The organism is Streptomyces marincola (genome assembly GCF_020410765.1).
Lineage (GTDB): Bacteria > Actinomycetota > Actinomycetes > Streptomycetales > Streptomycetaceae > Streptomyces > Streptomyces marincola.
In genome coordinates this window covers 4,582,696-4,608,297 of the sequence record NZ_CP084541.1, presented here as the reverse complement: position 1 = coordinate 4,608,297, position 25,602 = coordinate 4,582,696, and the positions used below count along the sequence as shown (strand labels likewise).

Genomic DNA, 25,602 nt, shown 5'->3' with positions numbered 1-25,602 from the left:
GGCCGGACCTGACTGTCGGTGCTCGGCGCTAGCGTGGTCGGCATGGCTGTACAGACCTCGGCGGAGGCGCCGATTCCGGTCGGCGAGGTGTCCCGGCTGATCGGCGGGTGGATCGCGCGGCTCGGCGCGGTGTGGGTGGAGGGTCAGGTGACCCAGCTCTCGCGCCGGCCCGGGCTCGGCGTGGTCTTCCTCACCCTGCGGGACCCCTCGCTCGACGTGTCGGTGCGCGTCACCTGCTACCGGGCCGTGTTCGACCGGGTCGCGGACGCCGTGGGCGAGGGAGCCCGCGTGGTGGTGCTGGCCAAGCCGGAGTGGTACGCGCCGCGCGGTGAGCTGTCGTTGCGGGCGGCGGAGATCCGTCCTGTGGGGGTCGGCGAGCTGCTGGTGCGCCTGGAGCGGCTGAAGCGGACCCTGACCGCGGAGGGGCTGTTCGCGGACGCGCGCAAGCGGCGGCTGCCGTTCCTGCCCGGCTGCGTCGGGCTCGTGACGGGCCGGGCGTCGGCGGCCGAGCGCGATGTCCTGCGGAACGCGCGGTCGCGCTGGCCCGCCGTCCGATTCGCGGTGCGGAACGTGGCGGTGCAGGGCGTGCACGCCGTGCCGCAGGTGATCGAGGCGCTGCGCGATCTCGACGCCGACCCCGAGGTGGACGTGATCGTGGTGGCCAGGGGCGGCGGCAGCGTGGAGGACCTGCTGCCGTTCTCCGACGAGTCGCTGGTGCGGGCCGTCGCGGCCTGCGGCACGCCCGTGGTGTCCGCGATCGGGCACGAGCCTGACTCGCCGCTGCTGGACCTGGTCGCGGACGTGCGGGCGTCCACGCCGACGGACGCGGCCAAGCGCGTGGTGCCCGAGGTGGGCGAGGAGCTGGCGCGGGTCCGGCAGCTGCGGGACCGGGCCAGGTGGGTGCTCGCATCGCGGATCGACCGGGAGGAGCGGGGTCTCGCCGCGGCGCGCAGCCGCCCGGCGCTGGCCGAGCCGCACCGATTGGTGGATGGTCGCGCAGAGGAGCTTGCGGCGCTGCTCGGGCGCTCCCGGCGCACGCTGGCGCATCTGCTGGACCGGGCGCGCGCGGATGTGGAGCACACCAGGGCGCGGGTCGTGGCGCTGTCGCCGGCGGCGACGCTGCGCCGGGGCTACGCCGTGCTCCAGCGTGAGGACGGGGCGGCGGTGCGGGAGGCGGGCGAGGTGAAGGACGGCGAGGTGCTGCGGGCCCGGGTGGCGGACGGCGCGTTCACCGTGACGGTCGGCGGGCGGGCGCCGGGAGCCGGCGGCATAGGGTGACGCGACGCGGGACGGAAGCGAAGGAGGCGGACGAGGTGGCGGACGCGGGGGCCGCGCTCGGTTACGAGCAGGCCAGGGATGAACTGATCGATGTCGTGCGCCGGCTTGAGGCCGGCGGGGCGACCCTGGAGGAGTCGCTCGCGCTCTGGGAGCGCGGCGAGGAGCTGGCGCGGATCTGCGAGGGATGGCTCGAAGGAGCCAGGGCGCGGCTGGACGCGGCCCTGGCGGGCGGCGACGAGGCCGAGGCCGACGGCGAGACCGGTGCCGGGGAGGCAGGCACGACGGCCGACGCGGAACGGGGTCGGCCGGCTGACGGGGACGGGGCCGACGACACGCGGGGGTGACGCGCCGCGGGCCGGGCGGCGGCGAGGGGCGCCGGGTCAGCCGACGACGTCGAGCGCGCCGGCGAACTCCGCCAGCCGTTCGAAGCCGGCCGTGCCCATGACCAGGGTGGTCGACCCGGGCTCGCGGAGCACGAGCGCGTCGTACTTGTCGCCCTCCCAGCGCGCCCACTCCTGGCCGCCGACCCGCTCGGACTCGCCGGTGTCGGCGGCCTCCCTGGTCATCGCGGTGACGAAGTCCTCGGGGGTGCCGTCCGCCTGGGCGAGTGCGACGTACTCCTCGTCCGGGTCGAGGAAGCCGAGGCGCCAGGTCGCGCCGTGCTCGCCCTCGGGTTCGTAGCGGACGGAGGTGGCGCGCCACTCCTCGGGCAGCCCCTCGGGGACCAGCAGGTCGTAGGGCGCGGCGCGGGCGGCCGTGGCCGATTCGACCTCGTACGAGACGGTGGGTGTCGCGCCCTCGGGCTGGTCCTCCGGGTTGAGCGCGACGAGCGCGAGGGCTCCGCCGCAGATCACGGCCAGGGACAGCACCATGTTCCGCACCGACTCGAAACGCCGCCGCCGGGCGGAGGGCGCGTCGGCGGCGGCCGTCCGGTCATCGGCCGCCCGACCGGATGCCGTGTCGGGGGTCCGGCCTTCGTCCGTCGTCACGTCGTTCACCACTCCCCCATGGTCGCGCATGGCGGGCCGGCCACCGCAGGCGCCCCCGCGTTCGCTCATCCGAAGGCGATACTGCTCATCTGTTCCCGGAGCGTTAGAGTCGTAGGGTCCCCGCACCACGGCCCGGAGCAGCCCCGGAGAAGAAAGGTCGCTGCCGATGACCGATCACCATCTTCCGCCCCCGCTCGATGTCGCCCCGGAAGCCCCCGACAGGAACCTCGCGCTCGAACTCGTCCGCGTCACCGAGGCTGGGGCCATGGCCTCGGGCCGCTGGGTCGGGCGCGGCGACAAGAACGGCGCGGACGCCGCCGCCGTGCGGGCCATGCGCTCCTTGATCTCGACCGTCTCGATGAACGGCGTCGTCGTGATCGGCGAGGGCGAGAAGGACGAAGCGCCGATGCTGTTCAACGGCGAACGCGTCGGCGACGGCTCGGGGCCCGAGTGCGACGTGGCCGTCGACCCGGTGGACGGAACGACCCTCACCGCCAAGGGCATGGGCAACGCCGTCTCGGTGCTCGCGGTCGCGGAACGGGGCGCGATGTTCGATCCGAGCGCCGTCTTCTACATGGACAAGCTGGCCACCGGGCCGGAAGCCGCGGAGTTCGTGGACATCGACGCGCCGCCCGCGGTGAACATCAGGCGGGTGGCGAAGGCCAAGGGCGGCTCCCCCGCGGACGTGACCGTGTGCATCCTGGACCGGCCGCGGCACACCGAGCTGGTGCGGCAGGTGCGGGAGGCCGGGGCGCGGATCAAGTTCATCCAGGACGGGGACGTGGCGGGCGCGATCATGAGCGTGCGGGAGGGCACGGGGGTCGACCTGCTGCTCGGCGTCGGCGGCACCCCCGAGGGCATCATCGCCGCGTGCGCGATCAGCTGCCTCGGGGGCACGATCCAGGGCAAGCTGTGGCCCAAGGACGACGCGGAACGGCGGGCGGCGCTGGACGCGGGCCACGACCTGGACCGGGTTCTGCACACCGGCGACCTGGTCCGCGGCGAGAACGTGTTCTTCGTCGCCACCGGCATCACGGACGGCGAGCTGCTGCGCGGCGTGCGCTACCGCGCGGAGACGGCCACCACGCAGTCGCTCGTGGTGCGTTCCCGCTCCGGCACCATCCGGCAGATCGACTCGACCCACCGGCTGGCCAAGCTGCGCGCCTACAGCGCCGTCGACTTCGACGCCGGCCGCTGAGGCGGACGCCCGGGGCGGCTCAGCCGGTGGCCGCCCGTGCCGTGCCGCCACCCGGCGGCACGGCACGGGTCGCGGCACGGCACGGCCGGAGGCCGGCTGGACGCGCGGTGGAGAACGGCGCCGGCCGGGACGCCGGAGCGGGACCCGGGCCCGGGCGGGTACGGGCCGGACGGGCGTCGCTGCGGACGGCCTGTGTGTACCGGGTGTGTCAGGCGATGCGGGTGATGTCCGCGCCGCGGCCACCCGTGGCGGCCTCACGGCGCCGCCTCCGGCTGAGCACGACGCGGCGCTCGGCGGCCGTCAGGCCGCCCCACACGCCGTACGGCTCGGGCTGGAGCAGCGCGTGCTCACGGCATTCGAGGAGAACGGGGCACCGGGCACACACCGACTTCGCCGCCTGCTCACGGGAGAGCCGGGCCGCGGTCGGCTCCTGCGACGGGGCGAAGAACAGCCCCGCCTCGTCGCGCCGGCACGCGGCCTCCGAGTGCCAGGGCCCGGCGACGTCTCTCGACCTGCGCTGCGCGGGGCCGGCTTGTGGCCACGGGGACTCTTGTGGCGGTGACGATTGCAGCACGGTCAACTCCTGACGACGGCTACGGAGGTCGCTCCTGGCTGATGGACCCTCACTCGTCAAGGGAGAAGCCGCAGTTCACCCTTCCCGCCGTGCGGCCATACGAGTGACGGTCCCCCCAGCCCTACCCGCTGTGCGCACGCTTATGCACGGAGCGACAACGTCGCCGGTCGTATCAGCCGCCCGGGTCACCCCTGGCCGAGGTCGCGCACCAGTTTGCCCGGGACGCGCTTCGCCTCCACGCCGCCGAAGACCGAGACCCCCTGGACGACCACCACGGGGGCCCGGGGTTCGGGCGACTCGGCCTCGCGCACCTCGAAACCGCCCATGACGCCGCTTCCGGCGCCGCGCAGGGTCACGTTCTCCGGCACCTTGATCTCGATGCCGCCGCAGATCGCCGTCGCGTTGACGACGACATACTGCTGCTCGAAGACCGCCTCGGTCAGGTCGAGTTCGGCGCCGCCGCAGACGGCGACGACGTTCACCCTGCCGGGCACGCGCCAACGCCCCTGCCGTGCGGTGCCGCTGAGCACGGCCACCACGTTCGTCGCGTTGGCCGCGGGCGGACCGTGCGGGACACGCGCCTGGTGCGGGTACGGCGGCGGGGCCGGCCGGTAGGGGCCGGGCACGAACTGCGGCCCGTGGGCCGGCCGCTGACCGGCCGGCAGGTCCGCGATCAGCCGTTCGAGCTCGCCCATGGTCTTGGAGCGGAAGACCGCCTCGACCCGCTCGGAGTGCTCATCCGGGTCGAGCCGCCCCTCGGCCAGCGCCTCCCTGAGGATGTCGGCTACCCGGTCACGGTCCGCGTCGGAAGCCCGGACAGGCTGCTTGTCCAGCGGCACGGCGGGCGGATTGTCAGCGTTCACGGAGCCAGCCTACAGATACGCGATACATCGCGACCAGCCCCCCGTAGGATAAAGTGCTATCAGATTGCTAACGCACCGAGCGAGGAACGCATGACAACGGAAACTCCCGGCACACCCGCCCCTGGCGCCACGTCCCACCGCGCGATCGACACCCCCGACACCCCGGACATGCCGGCCCCCCGCGTGCGGGAGATCCGCGCCCGGAGCGTGCCGGGCGGCTTCGCGCTCCTCCTCACCTTCCTCGGCACGCTCGCCGGCCTCGCCGTCGTCTTCATCGGCATCCCGGTGACCGTCAACGCGTCCACCGCGCTCGGTGTGACGCTCATCGTCGTGGGCGCCCTCGCGTTCCTCACCTCGCTCTTCCTGATGACCGGGCTGAACATGGTCGCGCCCGGCGAGGCCCGCGTCGTCCAGTTCTTCGGCCGCTACACCGGCACCATCCGCGAGGACGGCCTGCGCTGGGTCAACCCGCTGACCACCCGCGCCAAGATCTCCACCCGGGTGCGCAACCACGAGACGGCCGTCCTCAAGGTCAATGACGCCGACGGCAACCCGATCGAGCTGGCCGCCGTGATCGTCTGGCAGGTCGAGGACACCGCGCAGGCGAGCTTCGAGGTGGACGACTTCATCGAATTCGTCGGCACGCAGACCGAGTCGGCCGTCCGGCACATCGCCATCGAGTACCCCTACGACGCCCACGGCGAGGACCAGCTGTCCCTGCGCGGTGACGCGGAGGAGATCACCGAGAAGCTGGCCGTCGAGCTGACCGCCCGGGTCAGCGCGGCGGGCGTGCGCATCATCGAATCGCGCTTCACCCACCTCGCCTACGCCCCCGAGATCGCCTCGGCCATGCTCCAGCGCCAGCAGGCCAGCGCGGTGGTCGCCGCACGCGAGACCATTGTCGACGGGGCGTGCGGGATGGTGGAGGCCGCGCTGGAGCGCCTGGCGCAACTGGACAGCGTCGACTTCGACGACGAGCGCAGGGCCGCGATGGTCTCCAACCTCCTCGTCGTCCTGTGCGGCGACCGCTCCCCCCAGCCCGTGCTGAACACCGGGTCGCTCTACTAGTGACCGAGGGTTCCGCGCCGCGCGGGCGGGCGCGCAAGCAAGTACTGCTGCGGCTCGACCCGGCCGTCCACGACGCGCTGAGCAAGTGGGCGGCGGACGAGCTGCGCAGCACCAACGCGCAGATCGACTACCTGCTGCGCCAGGCGCTCAGGGAAGCCGGACGGCTGCCGTCCGGCGCCCGGCCGCACCCCAGGCGCGGCCGGCCGCCCGGGGCCGGGCACCGGGCGGGCCCGGCGGACGGTCAGGGGCGAACGCGCGGCGACAGCGAACGGGCGCGCGGCGGCGACGCGACCGACGACCACAGGGACACGGGGACCGGCCAGGCCGCCGAGGCGGGCCGGGAGCCGGACGGAACGGCCGAACCGACCGAATCCGCCGGAAGCTGAAGTCCACTCCGCGACGGCGAGAGGCCCGCGCGGTCGCGGGGCGGACTGCCGCGCGGCAGGGCCGTGGCCTGCTGTCCGGGCTCTCGGCCGTCGCGCCGAACGCGCCGTCCGACGCCGGCGGTCGCAGAACGGGCCGGGCGCCCGCGAGGCGGAGCAGCTAGGGCGGCGGTGCCATCTCGAACCACACCAGCTTGCCCGTGCTCAGCCGCGTCGCCCCCCACTGCCGCGCCAGCCGCTGCACGAGGTACAGGCCTCGCCCGCCCTCGTCCGCCGGGCCCGCCTGCCGCAGCCGCGGCAGCTGGGGCACGTCGTCCCCGACCTCGCAGCGCAGCACGTCGGTGCGCAGCAGCCGTACCGAGACCGGGCGTTCCGCGTACCTGACCGCGTTCGTGACGACCTCGCTGACCAGCAGCTCGACCGAGTCCTCAAGCTCGCCCAGCTCCCAGCGCGCCAGGCTCTCGCGCACCAGCCGCCGGGCCTCGCGCACCGACTCCGCGCGCGGGTCCAGGCGGCAGTACGCCACGTCGTCGGGCGCGATGCCCTCGAACCTGGCCGCGAGCAGCGCGATGTCGTCGTCGCGGTCGCCGGGGCCGACGATGTCCAGGATCTCGTCGCACAGCGGTTCGAGCGGCGCCGCCGAGTTGGGCCGGACCAGCCGCGAGATCTCGGCCAGCCGCCCGCGCAGGTGCTCCACGCCGGTCATGACGTCGCGGCTGCGGGACTCCACCAGGCCGTCGGTGTACAGCACCAGGGTCGCGCCCGCGGGCGCGGCCAGCTCCACCGTCTCGAAGTCGACGCCGCCCACGCCGATCGGCGCGTTCGGCGGCAGGTCGAGCACCTCCGTCGACCCGTCCACGTGCAGCAGGACGGGCGGCGGGTGCCCCGCGTTCGCCGCCGTGATGCGGTGCGCGACCGGGTCGTAGACCGCGTACAGGCAGGTCGCCATGCGGTCGGTGCCCAGGCGCTGCGCCTGCTCGTCGAGGTGGTGCAGCACCTCCTGCGGCGGCAGGTCGAGCCCGGCCAGCGTCTGCACGGTCGTCCGCAGCTGGCCCATGATGGCCGCCGAGGTCGTCGAGTGCCCCATCACGTCGCCGACGACCAGGGCCACGCGGCTGCCGGGCAGCGGAATCGCGTCGTACCAGTCGCCGCCGACGCGCGCGGACTGCGCGGCCGGGAGGTAGCGGCTCGCCAGCCGCACGCCCGTCGGCTGCGGCAGGTCGTCGGGGAGCATCGTGCGCTGCAACTCGTCGGCGATCGACGCCTCGCGCCCGTACAGCACCGCCTTGTCGACGCCGAGCGCCGAGTGGGTCGCGAGCTGCTGCGCGACCTGGAGGTCCTCCGCCTCGAACGACGGCCGGTCGGGCCGGCGCAGGAACACCGCCGCGCCGATCACGCGGCGCCGGCCGCGCAGCGGCGCGAGGATCGCGCGCTGCCCCTCGGGCAGCGCCACCGCCCCGGTCAGCTCGCGCAGCGCGGCCTTGGGCACCTGGGACTCCACGAACACCGGCCGCACGCCCCGCAGCACCTCGGCGAGCGGCCCGTTCCCGCGCACCTCGACCAGCGGGGTCGCGCTGGCCAGCATGGGGAGCACGGGACCCGAGGCGTCCGCGCGCGGGTCGCCGACCGAGCCGAGGGCCAGTGCCTCGGGAATGCGGTCGGTCCTGCGCAGCTTGAGGACCCACGGCGTGACGGGCTGCTCGTCGCCGACGGGCAGCGGATGCCGGAGGTAGACGAGGATGGCGTCGGAGAACGTCGGCACCGACGCGCGGCACAGGCCGAGCACGATCTCGTCCAGGTCGAGCCCCCGCGCGATGCGGCGCGTGGCCGCACCCACGAACCGCAGCCGGTCGTTGTCGCCCGTCCCGCCGTTCAGTCCCTCGCCCGACGCCGGACGCGCGGGTGGCTGCTCGACGGACTCCGGCTCGGAGCGGGCGTGCGGAAGCCCCGAGCTGTCGGCGAACGCGGGTACGTCCGCCGTGCGAGCCACGGGCTGCGGTGGGGTCGGGTCCGTCACGAGGGGAAGTCCATCCAGGCGGGAACTAGCGTGCGGTGTGGGGGCGTTGTGCGGTTGTGGGGGTCGATCCTACGGTTGTCGGCCGGGGTCGATTCAAGAGGCTCTCGGGCGGGGCGGCAGGCGGCGGGCCTCCGCGACGGGGGCCGGGCCGGTGGCGGGCCGGTCCCAGTCTCCGGGCAGCTGGGGGGTCCGCCAGCGCGGATCCGGCCGCCAGGAGGCCCAGGTCTCGGAGAACGGACGCCCCCAGGCGCGGATGAGCCGGGTCGCCTCGCGACCGGCCGCGCGGATGCGTTCCGCCTGCCCGGCGTCCAGCAGGCCCGCCTGCTGCGCCTGGGCGAATTCGTCCTCGTCCCGCCACTCCCAGCTGCGGTCGGGGTAGACCGCGATGTCGAGAAAGTGATCCTCGGAATCGACCCCGCCCGGCCACCGCCGCCGGGGTTCCTCAAGATTGACGTACCAGTTCTTGAAGCGCCAGCCCCGATCCCAGAAAAGCCACACGGACCAGGGTTCGCCGGGGCGGGCCAGCTTGAGCACGCCGGCCCCGAACCAGCGGGACCGCACCGTGGTCCTCGGCTTGGTGTAGCGGGTGGCCAGCGGCTCGTCGTGGACCGCGGTCCCGTCGGCCAGCTCCGGCTTGATGCACTCGGTGCCGGGAGCCATCCAGACCGCGAGCAGCCCCGGCGCGTCCCGGACCACGGTGACCGGGCGGCAGATGTGGAACAGGTCGGACCCGTTGGCGCGGTAGCGCCACAGGATGTGGTCCCCCGGCCGCCATGGATGCGCGCCGCCTGTCGCGTCTGTTCCCGTTGTCATCTACACATGGTATTCGGGTCGACGCGGACAGCGGGCGCATCCGGCGGCCGGGTTGTTCACGGCCTGGTCATGCGCAGCACGTCGAGGGCCTCGTCGAGCTGCTCGATCGTCAACTCGCCGCGCTCGACATACCCCGCATCGAGTACCGTCTCGCGAATGGTCTTGCGCTCGGCGAGCGCCTGCTTGGCGACCTTCGCCGCGGCCTCGTAGCCGATGTACCGGTTGAGCGGCGTCACCACGGAGGGCGAGGACTCGGCGTACTCCTTGGCCCGTTCCGCGTTCGCCGTGATGCCGTCGACCGTGCGGTCGGCGAGCAGGCGGGAGGCGTTCGCCAGCAGCCGGACGGACTCCAGCAGGTTCTTGGCGATCACCGGGAGCATGACGTTCAGCTCGAAGTTGCCCGAGGCGCCGGCCGTGGTGACCGTCACGTCGTTGCCGATGACCTGCGCGGCGACCATGAGCACGGCCTCGGGGATCACCGGGTTGACCTTGCCCGGCATGATCGAGGAGCCCGGCTGGAGGTCGGGCAGGGCGATCTCGGCGAGGCCCGTGCGGGGCCCGGAGGACATCCAGCGCAGGTCGTTGCAGATCTTGGTGAGCGACACGGCGATGGTCCGCAGCTGGCCCGAGGCCTCCACCAGGCCGTCCCGGGCGCCCTGCGCCTCGAAGTGGTCGCGGGCCTCGGTCAGCGGCAGCCCGGTCGTGCGGGCGACCTCGGCGATGACGGCGGCGGAGAAACCGGGCGGCGTGTTGATGCCCGTCCCGACGGCGGTGCCGCCGAGCGGCAGCTCGGCGAGCCGGGGCAGCGAGGCGTTGAGGCGCTCCACGCCGTAACGCACCTGAGCGGCGTACCCGTCGAACTCCTGCCCCAGGGTGACGGGGGTCGCGTCCATGAGGTGCGTGCGCCCCGACTTCACCACCTCGGCGAACTCCGCGCCCTTGCGCTCCAGCGACTCGGCCAGGTGCACCAGGGCCGGGATCAGCTCGCCGGTCACCGCCCCGGTGGCGGCGATGTGGATCGAGGACGGGAACACGTCGTTGGAGGACTGGCTGGCGTTGACGTGGTCGTTGGGGTGCACCGGGCGGCCGAGGCGCTCGGTCGCCAGCGTCGCGAGCACCTCGTTGGTGTTCATGTTCGAAGAGGTGCCGGAGCCGGTCTGGAAGACGTCGACGGGGAAGTGGTCGTCCCAGCGGCCCTCGGCCACCTCGTCCGCCGCCTGGACGATGGCCTCGGCCATGTCCTTCTCGATCACGCCGAGCTCGGCGTTGACCGTGGCCGCCGCCGCCTTGATCCGCGCGAGGGCGGCGATGTGCGACCGCTCGATGCGCTGGCCCGAGATCGGGAAGTTCTCCACGGCACGCTGCGTCTGCGCGCGCCACCTGGCGTCCGCGGGCACCCGCACCTCGCCCATCGAGTCGTGCTCGACGCGGTATTCGTTCGTACCAGTCATGCCACTCATGGGGACGAATCTACCCGGCGGCCTCAGCCGGGGGTCACCCGCTTGCCCGCAGCGCTTTGCGGGCGCGCCGCGTGCGCCACGCGCCGTGTTCGCGCTTCAACGCGTCGGCGACGGAGACACGCAGGGGTGAAGGGAGCGCCCCCAAGTGGACGCAGGCCACTTCGGTCGGCCAGCCGTCGGGTCCGTAGTACCTGGCGAGGTCGGGGATCAGCTCGGCCCACAGTTCCGGGGAACGGGCCGCCAGCGCGCGTTCCGAGCGCAGCCGCAGGTCACCGGCCTCGCTCGGCGCCAGGCGCCCGGCGACGGGGGACCGGCGGTCCGCCGACGCCCGGGGGCCGGCGCCCGCGGCGCCCCGCGCCGCCCGCCCGGGGTCTGGGGTGCGCCCGGCCGCGGGCCCTTCGTTCCCGAGCCCTTCGTTCCCGAGCCCTTCGTTCCCGGGCCGTTCATCCGCCGGCCGTTCGTCCGCCGTGTCAGGGCCGCCCCGAAGGCCCGCCGCCGACGCGGTCACTGAACGCCGTTCCTCCCGGCGTCCGGCGGGTGGCTCCGCCGTGCCCCCCTCCCGGGCGGGCGGTGCCGGGGCGCGCGTGCCCCGCACCGTGCGAGCGGCGGCGGCCAGGGAACGGAGCCGGTCGCGCACCTCGGCGGCCGAGGCCGGGCGGTCGGCGCGGTCCTTGGCGAGCAGCCGGAGCACGAACGCGTCCACCTCGTCCGGCAGCCCGGGCCGCAGCGCGCTCGGCGGCTCGGGCGCCTCGTGCACCTGCCGGTACATGACCTGCATCACGGTCCCGCCGGGCGGGAAGACGGTGCGCCCGGTCAGCATGCGGAACAGGACGCAGCCGAGCGCGTACAGGTCGGTCCCGGCGTCAACGGCCCCGCCGGTGCACTGCTCGGGCGCCATGTAGTCGGGCGTGCCGATGACCGTTCCCGTGGCCGTGATGGAGGTGCGCCGCTGCTCGCCCAGCCCTTCGGCGAACCGCGCGATTCCGAAGTCGAGCAGCTTGACGCGGTCGTGACTCAGCATCACGTTGCCGGGTTTGAGGTCCCGGTGCACGATGCCGACCCCGGGCGCGTGCGCGGCGGCCAGCGCGTCCGCTATCTGCGCGGCCCACTCAAGCGCCTCGGCCATGTCCGGCAGGCCGTCCGCGAGGCGCTGGGCGAGGGACCGGCCCGGCACGAGTTCCATGACGAGGAACACCGCGGAGCGGCCCTCGAACGTCCCGGTGAACAGGTCGTGCACCGTGACGATGTGCGGGTGGGCCAGCCTGGCGATGGCCATGGCCTCCCGTTGCAGCCGCCGCACGAGCTCGGTGTCCGCGCCGTCCGTCGCGGTCTTCACCGCGACATCCCGGCCGAGGCGCTGGTCGTGCGCGCGCCAGACCTGGCCCATGCCGCCCTCGCCGAGCTTGCCGACCAGCCGGTACCGGCCCTCGACGACGTCGCCCACCGCCATCGGCCACCCCCCGCCGTTCACTTGCCGGGCTGTCAGTGCGACGGCCTAGGATCGCACAGCGAGGAACGGACGGGGCGATCGGGCGGGGGCGCGATGCGGAAAGGGCCGGGCCCGGCGGGCCGGGCGGCGCGGTCGGCGGCACTCGCCGGCCTGACGGCGTGGGTGCTGCTGGCCGGTCTGCTCCTGGCCCCGCCGGCGCGGGCGGCGGAGCAGCTGGCGGAGGCGGCCGACGCGCTGGCGGCGGGGCCGGGGGTGTGGGCGGCCGAGGACTACGAGGACATCGACGAGCAGGCCCTGGCGCTGATGCGCGCCCGCTACGCGGAGGCGCGGACACCGGTCAGGGTGGCGCTGCTGACCGAGGAGATACCCGAGGGGGACGCGGCGGCCGAGGAGTTGGCCGCGCGGGTCGGCGAGCCGGGCGTCTACCTCGTGTTCAACGAGGTGCACACGCCCGTGAGCGACAGTCCGAGCAGGGCGTACGCCTGGGCCGTGGCGGACGTCCCGGTGAGCACGGAGCAGCTGTCGGAGGAGATGTACGCGCGCGTCGGCATCCCCTCGGGCCACTTCCTGCTGTCGCTGCCCGACGCCCTGGACAACGACCTGCGGCCCGCGGTCGCCGCCACCGCGGGCGCGGAGCCGTTCTTCGTCGACCCGGCCGTCACCGCGGCCTTCCCCGAGCTGGACGCCGCCCTGCTGCGCGACTCCTTCGCCGGAGTGCCGAACGTGCGGGCCGCGCTCGTCTCCGGCCTCGGCGGGGATCTGGCCGAGGCGCAGGCCCCGATGCTCACCGGGCTGCCCGACGACGGCGTGGCCGTCCTGATCCAGTGGGAGGACGACGGGTCGTTCGCCGCGGTGTTCGGCGCGGGGCCCGACGTGCCGTTCGACATCAGCGACCTGGAGACGGTCATCGGCGCCTCCGCCATCACGGACCTGCCGGTCCGCGAGGTGCCGCAGCGGCTGGCGCTGCTCGCCGCGCTGCTCTCCCCCACCGAGGTCACCGAGACCGCGCGGGACGCGCTCGCGGAGGCCCCCGTCTACGTTCACCCGGGCATATCCGACTGGCGGACCGGGCCGGAGGAGCTGGCCGCGCTCGGGGAGGAGCTGGCCGCGGCGGACCCGGCGGCAGGCGTGGCCTTCCTGCCGCACCCCGTACTCGAACTGCGGGCCGGTGGCACCCTGCCGAGCGAGGAGTCCGCGCTCGCGGAGCTGGTGGCACCCGACGGGCGGAACGTCGCGGTGTTCACCGTCGACCCCTACCACGGCGGCCATGTACGGGACACCTCGGCGACCGGTGACGCCGCGTTCGTCGAGGCGGCCGGCTGGGCGCACGGCAGCGAGGCGTTCCTCGGGGAGACCCTGACCGACCTGCTGGGTGAGATGGACCGGCTCGGCATCGCGGAGCCGGCGGCCGGCGGCGCGGAGCCGGCGACCGGTGGCACGGACGACGCGGGGCTGCGGACGGCGGCGCAGATCCTGCTCCTCGCGGTCGCGGCGCTTCTGCTGCCGCTCCTCGCGCGGAACCTCACGCCGCACGGCCGTCGCGCACGCCGCGTCCGCGCGGCGGCCAGGCGGCGCGGCCTGCTGGCGGCCCTGCCCGCGGAGCGGGCCGCCGTCCTGCTGGCCGAAGCGGAGCGCGCGGCCCGGGCGACCGACGAGCAGCTGATACGCCTCGGCGACGACCTCGCGAGGGTGCCGCGCCCGGCCGGCGCGGCGGGGGTGCGCCGGCTCCAGCGGCTCAGGAGCGACTACGAGTGGGTGCTCGACGTGCGCGCGCACCTGGCCTCGCGGGAGGAGGTGGGTGGTATCAGGAAGGACATCGCACGCCTGCGGCGCGCCCTCGGCAGGCTGCCCCCGCCGACCGGTACGTCCGGCGACTGAGCCCGTCGGGGAGCTCCGGCCGCCCGGCCGGGCGCGGGCGCGGGCCGGGCGCCGGCGGGCGCGAGCCGGGGGCGGGCCGGGCGCCGGCGGGCGCGAGCCGGGGGCGGGCCGGGCGCCGGCGGGCGCGCCGCTCGTCACTCGGTGCGCAGGCCCGCCGGACGCATCAGGCGCCACAGCAGCGGCAGGCTCGCGAGGGTCACCAGCGCGATCACCCCGGCTCCGGCCCCGGCCATCGGCAGGAAGGCGGTCCAGCCGCCGACCCGCAGACCCGCCAGGGACATGAGCACCGCGCCCAGCACCGTGCCGATGAGGGCGGCCACGGCGAGGCCGAGCACCACAGGAACGGCCGTCTGCCAGAGCACCGAGGCCGCCAGCGTGCTCCGCCGGGTCCCGAAGGCGACGAGTACGGACAACAGGCGCCTGCGCTCACGCAGTTGCTCGAACATCGACACGATCATGCTGGCGCCGATGAGCAGCATGACCCCGGTGGCGCCCACCAGCAGCCCCTGCTGGATGCCGAGCAGTTCGTCGGAGACGGTCTCACTGCGCAGCTGCCACACCGAGGCGCGCGTCTCCCCCTCCCAGGCGGCGTTCCTGACCCGCTCGACGACGTCCGCGCTCCCGGGGTCGACGCGCAGCATCACCTCCAGCCAGGGGGCCTGGAGCCGGCCGGGGTCCAACGCACCCCACGTGGCGTATACGGCGACCTCCCGTGTCACCCCCCGCGCGTCCGGCCGCACGTCGATGACCGAGGCCGTTTCCGGCACCGTCCACAGGCGCCGTTCCGCGCCGTCCGCCGTCAGGTCGTGGCCGAGGAGCAGTTCCTCGCCGGGTGCCGGCAGCGCCGTGTCCCGGGACCCGTCGTCGGCCAGGAACACATCGCCGTCCTCGCAGCTCTCCGCCCGCGTGGCCTCCCTGAGCGTGGCGCAGTCGCCCACGATCACGGTGACCGCGCCGTTCGACGCCGCCGAGCCCTGGGGCAGCGCGGTGTCCGACACGGTCCCGAAGACGGCCGTGACCCCCGGCACCGTTTCCAGCCGGTCGATCAGGCGCGTGCCGTCGTCGTCCTCGGACACGGCCTGGCTCACGTTGAGCTGCGCCCGGTCCGGGTCGTGGCCCGTGAACTCCGTCTGGTCGGTCCGCACTCCGAAGAACAGCATGTGCAGCGCCGTGGCGCCGGCGACCGCGACGGTGATGCCGCTGACGGTCCGGGCCGCGGCGCCCGAGCCGAGCTGGAGCCGCCGGGTGGCGAGCTGCCACGAGACCGGGCCGCCGCGCAGCAGCCCGACGACGCGCTCGACCAGCCAGGGCAGCAGGACCGTGACCCCCGCGAGCAGCAGCACGACACCGCTGGCGACCCGGATCTGCTCCACCCCGCTGTCGCCGGTGAAGGGGCCCGTGAACGGCAGGAGCAGCAGCAGGCCAAGCGCTCCCGGCACCAGGCGCCACATCAGACGCCGACGGCGCACGGTGCTCTCGCGCACCACCCCGAGCGGCTCGATCGCCACGCCGCGCAGCGCGAACAGCGAGGCGGCCACGGCCGCGACCGGCACGCCGACCAGGATCAGCATCGTCAGCACCGGGGACGGCACGATGTCCCGCGGGTAGGCGCTGAACTCCCACACGGTGACGGAGCCGAGGTACTGCCGCAGCGCGAGGAACGCGCCCACACCGGCCACCAGCCCGAACAGCGCGCCCACCAGGGCCTCACCGGCCGCGATCCGCCGGGTCATGTCGGCGTCCGCGCCCACCAGGCGCAGCGCGGCGAGCCGCTGGTCCCGCCGTTCCCCGCCGAAACGCACGGCGGTCGCGATGAACACCGCGACCGGCATCAGCAGCACCACGCACAGCACGAGGATCAGCAGCACCAGGATGGCGGGCAACGGGGACTCCGCCACCGCCGTGCCGAAGCCCCCGACGCGCATGTCGTCGCCGTGCTCCAGCGTGTCGACGCCCGCGTAGTAGTACAGCTCGCTCGGGCCCTCAAGGCCCTCGGGCCCGATGATGCCCACCGTCGTGTGGTCGAGCCGTTCGGCCAGCAGCCCGCCGTCCTCCGAGTCGAGCAGGTCGCGCAGGGCGGGGGACACGACCATCTCGCCGGGCCCCGGCCACGCGTCGACTCCCGGCGGCGGCTGCGCCGTGGTCTCCTCGACGCCCGCGTCCGGTTGCAGTTCCAGGCCGCCGATCATCGCGTCCCGGTACTCGGTGCCGGCGTAGGCGGTCAGCACCGTGTCCTGCCCGGCCTCCGCGTCCTCCCCCAGGTGGATGGGCGTCCTGGCGTCGGCGCGCGCGTCCCGTTCCGCGAGCATGTGCGGCACCGACGCCGCCAGCATCAGCACGACCACCCCGAGGCCGACCCCGGCCGCCGTCAGCAGGGTGCGTGCCCAGCCAGGACCGCCGGTCAGCGCGAACCTCATCCCGAGAACGAGGTCCCGCGCCCATCCACCGCGCGACCCCGTGGCCGCCCGCCCGCCGCTCACAGCTCTACCCCGTTCGCTTCTCCGGCCGCGCGGCCACACCCGCGCCTCCCCTGACCACACGACCGCGTGGCCGCCCGCCCGTCGCTCACAGCTCTACCCCGTTCGCTTCTCCGGCCGCGCGGCCACACCCGCGCCTCCCCTGACCACACGACCGCGTGGCCGCCCGCCCGCCGCTCACAGGGCACCTGCCATGTCGCGGGCGCGCCCGTCGCGGACCACGACCTCGCGATCCGAGTAGGCGGCGACGCGTGACTCGTGCGTGACGAGGACGACGGCCGCGCTGGTCTCCCTGGCCGCGCCGACCAGGAGTTGCATGACGCGTTCGCCGTTCAACGAGTCGAGCGCGCCGGTCGGTTCGTCCGCGAAGACCACGCGCGGGGTGCCGACCAGGGCGCGGGCCACCGCGACGCGCTGCCCCTGCCCACCGGAGATCTGCCCGGGCCTGTGGTGGCGCACGTCGGCGACCTCAAGGCGTTCCAGCCACTCGGCCGCGCGGGCCGCGGCGGCCTTCCTGCCGGTACCGGTCAGGCGCAGCGGCAGGGCCACGTTCTCCTCGCAGGTCAGCTCGGGCACGAGCTGACCGAACTGGAACACGAAACCGAAGTCCGCGCGGCGCAGCGCGCTGCGTTCCGCGTCGGAGAGCCCGCCGAGGTCGCGCCCCTGGTAGGAAACGGTGCCGGAGTCCGGCGGGACGATGCCGGCCAGGCAGTGCAGCAGGGTGGACTTCCCCGAGCCGGACGGGCCCATCACGGCGACGACCTCGCCGGCGCCGATGGTGAAGTCGGCGCCCGCGAGCGCGGGTGTGGCGCCGTAGGTCTTGTGCAGATCCGCCGCGGCGAGCAGCGGGGGCGGGGCCACCCGGGCCGCCCGGGCGTCGGCGTTCTGGTGTTCCGTGGTGCTCATGGGGTGATCTCCGATGCGAGCCGGTCGAGGCGGGCGGCGGTGAGGTCGAGCCAGCGCAGGTCGGCTTCGAGGTGGAACAGCGCGTGGTCGCAGATCAACTGGTCCGCGAGGTCGCCGTTCAGCTTGCGCCGGGTCAGTTCGCGCATGAGGCGCAGGTGCTCGGTGCGCTGCGTGTCGAGCAGCGTCTGCGCGTCGCGTCCGGTGAGCAGGGCGAGCACCACCTTGGTGTACAGGGTGCTCTGGAGGTAGGGCTCCGGCTTCTCTGGCGTGCCGAGCCATTCCGCGACATCGGTGATCCCCGCGTCGGTGATGGCGTACCGCTTGCGCTCGGGGCCGCCGCCCGGCTCGACGCCGTCGACCTCCACGAGGCCGTTCTTCAGCAGCCGCGACATCGTCGAGTAGACCTGGCCGTAGTGCAGCTGCCGGTCCTGCCCGAAACGCGCGTCGAAGGCCCGCTTGAGGTCGTACCCGTGTCTCGGCCCTGCTTCGAGCAGGCCGAGCAGCGTGTGACTGATGGACATGCACCGCACTATACACACGATGTATACACCGTCTGTATAGCGGACCGGGGGGTACGCCGCCCCCGCCGCGCCCGGACGACGCCGCCCGCGGCGTCACCCGGGCAGCACGGAAAGGGCGCAAGGACGCAACGTCGTCTGCCGCCACCGCGTCTGATCCCCTAGCGTGAGGGAGCACCGAAGCCGGGGCAGATGGGGCGGAGAGACAGTGACAGAACAGACGGCGCCGGACGCCGATCCGGAGCACGTGCCCGGTTCCGGCGCCGCCGGCCGGCCGGCCGAGGCCACCGCCACCGGGCCCGCGGGGGGCGCGGCGCCGGGCCGGCCGCCCACCACCGCGACGCGGACCGTCGCCGCGCGCACCATCGCGGTGGGCGCCGCGCGCGCCGAGGAGGCGCGCAGCGCCGTCCTCACCGCCCGCCGCCTCGCCGTGGCCATCGCCCGGCAGCCCTACTGGGAACGGCCGGGCTCCACGTGGGTGGTGCGGCGCTGGCCCGACCTCACGGGCTGCCTGGCCGCCACCTTCTTCTTCTGGCTCTCCCTGACGCCCTCGCTGGTACCGCGCCCCTGGTACTACCAGGGCGCGATCGGCGGCATCACCGCGGCCATCGGGTACGGTCTCGGGGCGCTGGCCGCCTGGCTGTTCCGGCTGCTCTCGCCCTGGCAGCCGAGCGAACGGGTGCGGGCCCGCTGCTGGCTGGCGTACCTGCTGCTGCTGCCGCTCGCCGTGGCCTACATGCTGGGCCGCAGCGCCGACATGCAGCGCGAGCTGCGCCGGCTCCAGGACCTGCCGCCGACCCTGACCTGGCACTCGCTGATGATCGCGCTGATCTCGCTCGCGGTGCTCGCGCTCCTGCTGCTCGCGGCCCGCGCCGTCCGCCTGGGCACGCGGTGGCTGAACCGGCTGCTGAACCGGTTCGTGCCGTGGCCGGTCGCCGTCGCGCTCGGGCTGGCGATGTCCACCACGATCGTCGTCATCGGGACCAGGGACGTCGTGTGGGACCGGGGCATCCTGGGCATCGCGGACCGGCTGGCCGCGGCGAAGGACCGCAGCACCGACCCCGGCGTCATGCGGCCGTACTCACCGATGCTCTCCGGCAGTCCCGACTCCCTCATCTCCTGGGAGGACCTGGGCAACAAGGGGCGGACGTTCACCGGCAGCGCCATCTCCCGCGAGGAGATCGCGGGCTTCACCGGCGCGGAGGCGCTCGACCCGATCCGCGCCTACGTCGGCCGCGCCGCCTACGACGACTACGCCGACGGGGCCGAGCTCGCCGTGCGCGAACTGGAGCGCACCAACGCGTTCGACCGCGAGGTCCTCGCCGTCACCGGCACCACCGGCACCGGCTGGGTGAACCCGACCACGGTCGAGGCGCTGGAGTTCATGCACGGCGGCGACACGGCCGTCGTCACCCTCCAGTACTCCTACCTGCCGAGCTGGGCCTCGTTCATGGTGGACAGGAACGAGGCGGGCCTGGCCACCGAGGCGCTGTTCGACGCCGTGCACGCCCGCTGGGAGCAGGAACCGGAGGACGAACGGCCCACGCTGCTGGTGTTCGGCGAGAGCCTGGCCGTCTCGGCGGTGGAGTCGGCGTTCGACGACCTGGACGACATGGTCGCCAGGACGGACGGCGCCCTGATGATCGGCCCGCCCGACTTCAGCCCGATCCACAGCGAGCTGACGGCGGAACGCGACCCGGGCAGCCCGGTGTGGCGGCCGGTGTACGACGACGGGCGGCACGTCCGCTTCGCGCAGTTCCCCGAGAGCGATCTGCGGCTGCCCGAGGGGCAGGTGTGGGAGGAACCCCGGATCGTCTACCTCCAGAACGCGTCGGACCCGGTCGTGTGGTGGTCGCCCGACCTGCTGTTCAAGCGCCCCGAGTGGCTGAACGAACCGCTCGGGCCCGACGTCACCTCGTCGATCGACTGGTTCCCGTTCGTCACGTTCTGGCAGACCACCGTGGACATGGCGGTCTCCTACGGCGCGCCCGCGCCGCACGGCCACCGCTACGGTTCCAACCCGGTCGACGCCTGGGCGGCCATCGCGCCGCCCGAGGGCTGGACCCCGACGGACACCGAACGCCTCGGCCGGCTGCTCGAACTGCGCCACCCGCCGAAGCACGGCTGGGCCGGCTGAGCCGGGCGCGGCGGCCGGCGCCCGAGGCCCCGCCGCCGCGCCGGCGCCGTCAGGGGCGCGGGCCGTCCTGCGGGTCCGCCGGGCGGCCGTTGCCGTGCCCGCCGCCGTTCCCCTCGCGCGGGCCTTCGCCGCCCGTGGTCACCGTGGGCCCCGCCGGTGGCGGGGTGGGGGCGAGTGCGCCGACGGTGGCGCCGGAACGCTGCTGGTGCGCGCGCCGGTCGGCCTCCTCCTGGTAGGCCCGCAGGTAGCTCACGACCGTGGTCGTCACCGCGATGAGCGGCACCGCGACGACCGCGCCGGGGATGCCGGCGAGCATCGATCCGGCGGCGACGCCGAGCACGACCGCGAGCGGGTGGACCCGCACCATCCGGCCCAGGATGAACGGCTGGAGCACGTTCCCCTCGATCTGCTGGACCAGCAGCACCACGCCGAGCACCATCAACGCGTCCACCAGGCCGTTCGTCACGAGCGCCACGAGCACGGCGAGCGCTCCCGACGCGATGGCGCCGACCAGGGGGACGAACGCGGAGACGAAGACGATCACCGCGAGCGGCACGGCCATCGGCACGTCGAGCACGAACAGGCCGATGCCGATGCCCACCGCGTCGATGAACGCCACTATCACCGTGCCGCGCACGTAGCCGGTCAGCGTGATCCACGCCCGGGGGCCCGCCCCCGCGACGCCCTCGCGGGCCGCCCTGGGCACCAGCCGCAGGAACCAGTGCCACACGCCCCGGCCGTCGTACAGGAGGAAGAGGACGACGAACAGCGTGATGCCGGCGCCGGTGAAGAACTCGACGACGTAGTTGACGCCTTCGAGCCCGGCCGAGGTCAGCGTGTCGCTGTTGTCGCTGATCCACTCGTTGATGTCGTCGACCCAGCTGTCGAGGTTGTCCTCGGTGATGTCGAAGGGCAGTTCGAGCACCCAGTCCCGCAGTTCCTCGACGCCCTCCTGGACCCGGCCGGTCAGGTCCTCGGAGTTCTCTATCACCTGCCAGACCACGAACCAGCCCATCAGGCCGATGACCGCGAAGCCGCCGAACGCGGTCACCGCCGTCGCCGCGCCGCGGCCGAATCCGACCCGTTTGAGCCAGCCGACGAACGGCTGGAGCAGCGCGGTGATCAGCAGGCCGGCGGCGAAGGAGATGACCAGCAGACTGACGGCGCCCACCACCCGGATGAGCACCCACAGCACGGCCGCGATGACCAGCGTCCGCCAGCCGGCCTCGGCGGCGACCCGCACCCCCCACGGGATCGCCTCCGCGGGCTTGGGGCGCGGCGCCGGCGGCGGGCTCTCGGACACCGTCCCGGGCGGCTCCCCCCCGCCCGGGCCCATGGGTGCCGAGGGCGGCCCGCCCGCGGCGGCCCCGCCGCTCACCCCCTCGCGGACCTCGGCCGGATAACGCTCTCTCCGCGCCGGCCCGGTGCCGGTGTCCTCGACGACGCCCGCGGCCTCGGCCTCCCGTTCCCCGAGCCGGCCTGCCTCGTACTCGCGGCGCTCCTGCTCCCGCTCGGCGGCGGCCCGGAAGCCGGAGACCTTCTCTCCCACACGCGACAAGCCGGTCCGCAGCCGACCAAGACCTGACATCCCGATTACCTCCGCCCCCAGTTTCCTCACGCCATGCGCGGGACGACGTTACCCTGCCGGCGCGGCGCGCAGGACACACGTCCGCGCAACGGCGAAGTCCCCGTTCCGTACGGAACGGGGACTTCACGGGGACTTCACGCGAACGCCGGTGACCGCGGGGCGGTCGTTCACCCGGGCGTCCGGGGAACCGGTCAGTACCAGTTGTTGGCCTGCCAGAACTCCCAGGCGCCGCACGGGCTGCCGTAGCGGTCCTCCATGTAGTTGACACCCCAGCGGATCTGGGTCGCCGGGTTCGTCTGCCAGTCCGAGCCCGCGGACGACATCTTGGACCCGGGCAGGGCCTGCATCAGGCCGTAGGCGCCCGATGAGGGGTTCTGCGCCGTGTGGTTCCAGCCGCTCTCGTGGTCCACGATGTTCGAGAAGCACTGGAACTGGTCCGCCGCCACGATCTGGCGGGCCATCGCCTGCACTTCGGCCTTCGTGTAGGAGGACTGCACGGGGAACGACGCCGACGACCCGGCGGACGAGGCCGCGGCCCGCGCCTCCTCGGCGGCGCGCTCGGCCGCCTCCCGTGCCTCGCGGTCCGCCTGCTCCTGCGCGGCACGCTCGGCCTCGGCCCGGCGCTCGGCGGCGCTCTCCGCGGCCTGGATGCGGGCGGCCTCCTGCGCGGCGCGCCGCGCGTCGGCGTCCGCCGCGATGGTCTGCGTCTCCACCTGCTGCGTCAGCGAAGCGGTGTGCAGCTCGGCATTCGTACCCGCGGGTATCTCAGCGAGCAGCGTCGCGTCGGCCGCGACGGCCGCCATGTTCTCCGCAGGGCGGCTCTGGTCGTCCCCCGAGGCGACACCGACGGCAGCGCCGACGGTGGTCACCGCGGTGGCGGACGCCACTGCGAATCCCCGGACCGAAATCCCGGTCACACGGTTTCCTTCCGACATCGTCCGCTCGGAGGACCCGGCGGGCGCGATCGTGCCCCTGACGCGGGCCTCCGCTGATGCTGGTGCGGGAGGCACTGGCCCGGCGGGGTCCGCACGCGGCTGAGGCGTGGGTCCACATCTTCTGCGGGCGGCATACGGCGAGCGGCTGTTCAGTTGTAAAACGCAGTCCTTGCAATGCCCTTGGGGGACATCGGTGCCGTATGCGGGGCCTGACAGACGCACACACTGCCGGACCCGGATGCCCCGAAGCAATTCAGTCCTCTGTGGGAAAGCTCACAGGTGAACGGGGCTTGCCAACCGGCCGAGACCGTTCCGTGACCCGCCTACCTGGGCTTTTGCCCGTACGAACCCCGCCGTCGCGGGCCTTCCCGGCGGCGGCCCGATCGGTGCGGAACGCCGCGCGACGCGCCGGCGCCCGCGACGCGGCCCGCCCGCGCCCTGTCACGGGCGCGAGCGGGCCGGGGCAGTCGAACGCTCAGACGCGACCGTCTTCGAGCATTTCCGTCACCAGCGCGGCGATCGGCGACCGCTCCGAACGCGTCAGCGTCACGTGCGCGAACAACGGGTGGCCCTTGAGCTTCTCCACCACCGCGACCACGCCGTCGTAGCGCCCCACGCGCAGGTTGTCGCGCTGCGCCACGTCGTGCGTCAGCACCACCCGCGAGTTCTGCCCGATCCTGGACAGCACCGTCAGCAGCACGTTGCGTTCGAGTGACTGGGCCTCGTCCACGATCACGAACGCGTCGTGCAGCGACCGGCCCCTGATGTGCGTGAGCGGCAGCACCTCCAGCATGCCGCGGGCCACGACCTCCTCGATCACCTCACGCGTCGTCACCGCGGACAGCGTGTCGAACACGGCCTGCGCCCACGGGTTCATCTTCTCGGCCTCGGTGCCCGGCAGGTAGCCGAGGTCCTGCCCGCCGACGGCGTACAGCGGACGGAAGACGACCACCTTGCTGTGCTGGCGCCGCTCCAGCACCGCTTCGAGCCCGGCGCACAGCGCCAGCGCGGACTTGCCCGTCCCCGCCCGGCCGCCCATGGACACGATGCCGACATCCGGGTCGAGCAGCAGGTCGAGGGCGATCCGCTGCTCCGCGCTGCGCCCGTGGATGCCGAACGCCTCCCGGTCCCCGCGCACCAGCCGCACCCGCCCGTCGGGCGCCACGCGCCCGAGCGCGCGCCCGCGCTCGGAGGAGATGACCAGACCGGTGTGCACCGGCAGCCCGGCGGCGGTCTCGTCGTGCACGCTCTCCGTCGCGAACAGCTCGTCCACGGCCTCGCCGCTCAGCGTCAGCTCGGAGAGACCGGTCCAGCCGTCGGAGTCGGTGATGGCCAGTTCCGCGCGGTACTCCTCGGCGGACAGCCCCACCGACGACGCCTTGATGCGCAGCGGCAGGTCCTTGGAGACCACCGTGACGTCGTACCCCTCGGCCTGGAGGTTGCGCGCGACGGCCAGGATCCGCGAGTCGTTGTCCGCGAGCCGGCCCCGCTCGTTCAGCATGGCCGGAGGCAGCACGGCCGGGTCCGAGTGGTTCAGCTCGACACGGAGCGTGCCGCCGAGGTCCCCGATCGGCAGCGGCGTGTCCAGCCGCCCGAACCGCACCCGGTACTCGTCGAGTCGGCGCAGGACCTGCCGGGCGAAGTAGCCCAGCTCGGGGTGGTGACGCTTTGCCTCAAGCTCGGAGATGACAACGACCGGAAGGACGACCTCGTGCTCGTCGAAGCGGGTGATGGCCGCCGGGTCGGCGAGGAGAACGCTGGTGTCCAGGACATACATGCGCCGGTCGTGCGAGCGCTTCTTGCTGGTGGCCACGAGTGGACGAACCCCCTCGAATGAGGTGCGGGAACAAGGCGCCGCCCAGGGCGCCGGGGGTCAGAACAGCCGGCCCCGGCCCGTGGCACACCGGACCGGTACCGGCCCTCGTCCCCGCTTGCAGAAGGGGATGTCGTGGTGCGCAAAGGGCCTCCCGGCGGACCGCGCGGATGCGCGGTCCGGCAGGAATATGCCCGCTCACTGCACATCTCATGCGAAGAATGCCCCGGGCGGTCCCCCCGTTCCCCGGCCCCAAACCGGTCGGAACCGGTCAGAAGCGCGGCCTCGGCCGCCCCGGCCTCAGACCCCGTAGCGGCGGTGCCGCGCCGCGTAGTCGCGCAGCGCGCGGAGGAAGTCCACCTTGCGGAACGCCGGCCAGTACGCCTCGCAGAAGTAGTACTCGGAGTGCGCGCTCTGCCAGAGCATGAACCCCGAGAGACGCTGCTCCCCGCTGGTACGGATCACCAGGTCGGGGTCGGGTTGCCCCCGCGTGTACAGGTGCTCGGAGATGTCCTCGACCCCGAGCCCCTCGGCGACCTGTTCGAGTGTCTGCCCCTCGGCGGCGCGCTTGGCCAGCAGGGAGCGGACGGCGTCGGTGATCTCCTGACGCCCGCCGTACCCCACGGCGACGTTGACCAGTATCCCGCGCCGGTCCGCCGTCTTCTCCTCCGCACGGCGCAGCACCTCACGCGTGCGCTCGGGCAGCACGTCGAGCGCCCCCACATGGTTGACGCGCCACCGGCCGTCGTCGGCGAGGTCGCTCACCGCGCCCTCGACGATCGACAGCAACGTGGCCAGCTCGTCCGGCTCCCGGTTGAGGTTGTCCGTGGACAGCAGCCACAGCGTGACCACCTCGACGTCGGTTTCCTCGCACCAGCCGAGCAGGTCGCGGATCTTGGCGGCTCCCGCCTCGTGCCCCTCCTTCGTGGTGCTGCCCGCGGCCTTGGCCCAGCGCCTGTTGCCGTCCAGGATGACGCCGATGTGCTTGGCGCTCCTGTCGGTGTCGAGCCGGCCCTCCACCCGCCGTGCGTACAGCCTGACGGCCAGCCGGCGCAGCTTGTTCCTCATCGTGTGTGTCAGCCCCTCCATGGCCCTGACTCCCTGACTCCCCTGCGTGTCCGGAACTCTACTGCCGGGCGCGGGGGCGGCTCGCCGGGGCGCGGGGTTCCGGCCAGCGGCGGCGCGCTGTCGGCCGGGCGAAAAAGCGGGCCGGTCCGTGGGGGGGGGGATACGGACCGGCCCGAGGGGGGGATTCCA

Annotated in this window: 20 protein-coding genes and 1 pseudogene; 7 read left to right on the top strand and 14 right to left on the bottom strand. The window is 74.0% G+C overall.

Annotation, left to right across the window (positions count from 1 at the left end):
* The first annotated feature begins 42 nt into the window (after positions 1-42).
* Together xseA and LC193_RS20325 are read left to right on the top strand one after the other, a co-directional pair.
* On the top strand, positions 43-1,278 hold the full coding sequence (gene xseA / locus LC193_RS20330; RefSeq protein ID WP_226076224.1) for an exodeoxyribonuclease VII large subunit: 1,236 nt from the start codon (positions 43-45) through the stop codon (positions 1,276-1,278).
* 35 nt (positions 1,279-1,313) lie between these two features.
* Positions 1,314-1,622, top strand: a complete 309-nt coding sequence (locus LC193_RS20325) for an exodeoxyribonuclease VII small subunit (RefSeq protein WP_404819459.1) — start codon at positions 1,314-1,316, stop codon at positions 1,620-1,622.
* A gap of 36 nt (positions 1,623-1,658) precedes the next feature.
* Here the strand turns inward: LC193_RS20325 and LC193_RS20320 are convergent, their stop codons facing one another.
* The gene (locus LC193_RS20320) at positions 1,659-2,267 is read right to left on the bottom strand and encodes a DUF4245 domain-containing protein (RefSeq protein ID WP_226076219.1); all 609 of its coding nucleotides are present in this window, start codon (positions 2,265-2,267) and stop codon (positions 1,659-1,661) included.
* Positions 2,268-2,433: 166 nt separating this feature from the next.
* Here LC193_RS20320 and glpX point away from each other — a divergent pair, with 166 nt between their 5' ends.
* Positions 2,434-3,465 (top strand): class II fructose-bisphosphatase, encoded by a 1,032-nt coding sequence (glpX, locus tag LC193_RS20315; RefSeq protein ID WP_226076217.1) that lies wholly within the window; start codon positions 2,434-2,436, stop codon positions 3,463-3,465.
* Positions 3,466-3,673: 208 nt separating this feature from the next.
* On the opposite strand, the gene LC193_RS20310 is transcribed toward glpX, so the two are convergent.
* Both LC193_RS20310 and LC193_RS20305 read right to left on the bottom strand, forming a co-directional pair.
* Positions 3,674-4,039 carry a WhiB family transcriptional regulator gene (locus tag LC193_RS20310; protein ID WP_404819458.1) on the bottom strand — a complete coding sequence of 122 codons (366 nt, stop codon included), beginning with the start codon at positions 4,037-4,039 and terminating at the stop codon, positions 3,674-3,676.
* A 185-nt stretch (positions 4,040-4,224) separates the two neighbouring features.
* Positions 4,225-4,902 carry a DUF1707 SHOCT-like domain-containing protein gene (locus LC193_RS20305; protein WP_226076214.1) on the bottom strand — a complete coding sequence of 226 codons (678 nt, stop codon included), beginning with the start codon at positions 4,900-4,902 and terminating at the stop codon, positions 4,225-4,227.
* A gap of 90 nt (positions 4,903-4,992) precedes the next feature.
* On the opposite strand from LC193_RS20305, the gene LC193_RS20300 reads away from it, so the two are divergent.
* Positions 4,993-5,970, top strand: a complete 978-nt coding sequence (locus tag LC193_RS20300) for an SPFH domain-containing protein (protein ID WP_226076212.1) — start codon at positions 4,993-4,995, stop codon at positions 5,968-5,970.
* Positions 5,970-6,185 (top strand): annotated as a pseudogene (locus LC193_RS20295) (hypothetical protein); the annotation flags it as partial. The gene LC193_RS20300 and the pseudogene LC193_RS20295, both read left to right, overlap by 1 nt.
* 328 nt (positions 6,186-6,513) lie before the next feature.
* On the opposite strand, the gene LC193_RS20290 reads toward LC193_RS20295, so the two are convergent.
* From LC193_RS20290 to LC193_RS20275, 4 genes are all read right to left on the bottom strand, one after another.
* Entirely contained in the window at positions 6,514-8,370 is a 1,857-nt protein-coding gene (locus LC193_RS20290) for an ATP-binding SpoIIE family protein phosphatase (protein WP_226076210.1), read from the bottom strand.
* Positions 8,371-8,463: 93 nt separating this feature from the next.
* On the bottom strand, positions 8,464-9,183 hold the full coding sequence (fomD, locus tag LC193_RS20285) for a cytidylyl-2-hydroxypropylphosphonate hydrolase (RefSeq protein ID WP_226076209.1): 720 nt from the start codon (positions 9,181-9,183) through the stop codon (positions 8,464-8,466).
* Positions 9,184-9,239: 56 nt separating this feature from the next.
* Positions 9,240-10,634, bottom strand: coding sequence for a class II fumarate hydratase (locus tag LC193_RS20280; protein WP_226078797.1), 1,395 nt, complete (start codon positions 10,632-10,634; stop codon positions 9,240-9,242).
* Between the two features lie 43 nt (positions 10,635-10,677).
* Positions 10,678-12,093, bottom strand: a complete 1,416-nt coding sequence (locus LC193_RS20275) for a serine/threonine protein kinase (RefSeq protein WP_226076208.1) — start codon at positions 12,091-12,093, stop codon at positions 10,678-10,680.
* Positions 12,094-12,186: 93 nt separating this feature from the next.
* On the opposite strand from LC193_RS20275, the gene LC193_RS20270 reads away from it, so the two are divergent.
* Positions 12,187-13,971: a hypothetical protein gene (locus tag LC193_RS20270; protein WP_226076207.1), complete on the top strand. Its 1,785-nt coding sequence runs from the start codon at positions 12,187-12,189 to the stop codon at positions 13,969-13,971.
* Between the two features lie 134 nt (positions 13,972-14,105).
* On the opposite strand, the gene LC193_RS20265 is transcribed toward LC193_RS20270, so the two are convergent.
* The 3 genes from LC193_RS20265 to LC193_RS20255 all read right to left on the bottom strand — a co-directional run bounded on the left by LC193_RS20265 (position 14,106) and on the right by LC193_RS20255 (position 17,875).
* A complete protein-coding gene (locus LC193_RS20265; protein WP_226076206.1) occupies positions 14,106-16,388 on the bottom strand; it encodes an ABC transporter permease in 2,283 nt (760 codons plus the stop codon).
* Positions 16,389-16,625: 237 nt separating this feature from the next.
* Positions 16,626-17,354: an ABC transporter ATP-binding protein gene (locus tag LC193_RS20260; RefSeq protein ID WP_226076205.1), complete on the bottom strand. Its 729-nt coding sequence runs from the start codon at positions 17,352-17,354 to the stop codon at positions 16,626-16,628.
* Complete coding sequence (locus LC193_RS20255) at positions 17,351-17,875, bottom strand: PadR family transcriptional regulator (protein ID WP_226076204.1); 525 nt, start codon at positions 17,873-17,875, stop codon at positions 17,351-17,353. The genes LC193_RS20260 and LC193_RS20255 overlap by 4 nt, the downstream gene beginning before the upstream one ends.
* A 205-nt stretch (positions 17,876-18,080) precedes the next feature.
* Between LC193_RS20255 and LC193_RS20250 the strand changes: the two genes are divergently transcribed.
* On the top strand, positions 18,081-20,009 hold the full coding sequence (locus LC193_RS20250) for an alpha/beta hydrolase (RefSeq protein WP_404819457.1): 1,929 nt from the start codon (positions 18,081-18,083) through the stop codon (positions 20,007-20,009).
* 49 nt (positions 20,010-20,058) lie between these two features.
* On the opposite strand, the gene LC193_RS20245 is transcribed toward LC193_RS20250, so the two are convergent.
* The 4 genes from LC193_RS20245 to LC193_RS20230 all read right to left on the bottom strand — a co-directional run bounded on the left by LC193_RS20245 (position 20,059) and on the right by LC193_RS20230 (position 25,434).
* Entirely contained in the window at positions 20,059-21,597 is a 1,539-nt protein-coding gene (locus LC193_RS20245) for an AI-2E family transporter (RefSeq protein WP_226076201.1), read from the bottom strand.
* A gap of 191 nt (positions 21,598-21,788) precedes the next feature.
* Positions 21,789-22,514: an aggregation-promoting factor C-terminal-like domain-containing protein gene (locus LC193_RS20240; protein WP_226076199.1), complete on the bottom strand. Its 726-nt coding sequence runs from the start codon at positions 22,512-22,514 to the stop codon at positions 21,789-21,791.
* A gap of 493 nt (positions 22,515-23,007) precedes the next feature.
* Entirely contained in the window at positions 23,008-24,309 is a 1,302-nt protein-coding gene (locus LC193_RS20235; protein WP_086162068.1) for a PhoH family protein, read from the bottom strand.
* A 336-nt stretch (positions 24,310-24,645) separates the two neighbouring features.
* Positions 24,646-25,434, bottom strand: coding sequence for an isoprenyl transferase (locus LC193_RS20230; protein ID WP_226076198.1), 789 nt, complete (start codon positions 25,432-25,434; stop codon positions 24,646-24,648).
* Positions 25,435-25,602: the final 168 nt, after the last annotated feature.

Coding starts and splice junctions, on each gene's coding strand:
- xseA (WP_226076224.1), top strand. CDS start 43: ATGGCTGTACAGACCTCGGCGGAGGCGCCGATTCCGGTCGGCGAGGTG.
- glpX (WP_226076217.1), top strand. CDS start 2,434: ATGACCGATCACCATCTTCCGCCCCCGCTCGATGTCGCCCCGGAAGCC.
- LC193_RS20300 (WP_226076212.1), top strand. CDS start 4,993: ATGACAACGGAAACTCCCGGCACACCCGCCCCTGGCGCCACGTCCCAC.
- fomD (WP_226076209.1), bottom strand. CDS start 9,183: ATGACAACGGGAACAGACGCGACAGGCGGCGCGCATCCATGGCGGCCG.
- LC193_RS20280 (WP_226078797.1), bottom strand. CDS start 10,634: ATGACTGGTACGAACGAATACCGCGTCGAGCACGACTCGATGGGCGAG.
- LC193_RS20275 (WP_226076208.1), bottom strand. CDS start 12,093: ATGGCGGTGGGCGACGTCGTCGAGGGCCGGTACCGGCTGGTCGGCAAG.
- LC193_RS20270 (WP_226076207.1), top strand. CDS start 12,187: ATGCGGAAAGGGCCGGGCCCGGCGGGCCGGGCGGCGCGGTCGGCGGCA.
- LC193_RS20265 (WP_226076206.1), bottom strand. CDS start 16,388: ATGAGGTTCGCGCTGACCGGCGGTCCTGGCTGGGCACGCACCCTGCTG.
- LC193_RS20260 (WP_226076205.1), bottom strand. CDS start 17,354: ATGAGCACCACGGAACACCAGAACGCCGACGCCCGGGCGGCCCGGGTG.
- LC193_RS20255 (WP_226076204.1), bottom strand. CDS start 17,875: ATGTCCATCAGTCACACGCTGCTCGGCCTGCTCGAAGCAGGGCCGAGA.
- LC193_RS20245 (WP_226076201.1), bottom strand. CDS start 21,597: ATGTCAGGTCTTGGTCGGCTGCGGACCGGCTTGTCGCGTGTGGGAGAG.
- LC193_RS20235 (WP_086162068.1), bottom strand. CDS start 24,309: ATGTATGTCCTGGACACCAGCGTTCTCCTCGCCGACCCGGCGGCCATC.
- LC193_RS20230 (WP_226076198.1), bottom strand. CDS start 25,434: ATGGAGGGGCTGACACACACGATGAGGAACAAGCTGCGCCGGCTGGCC.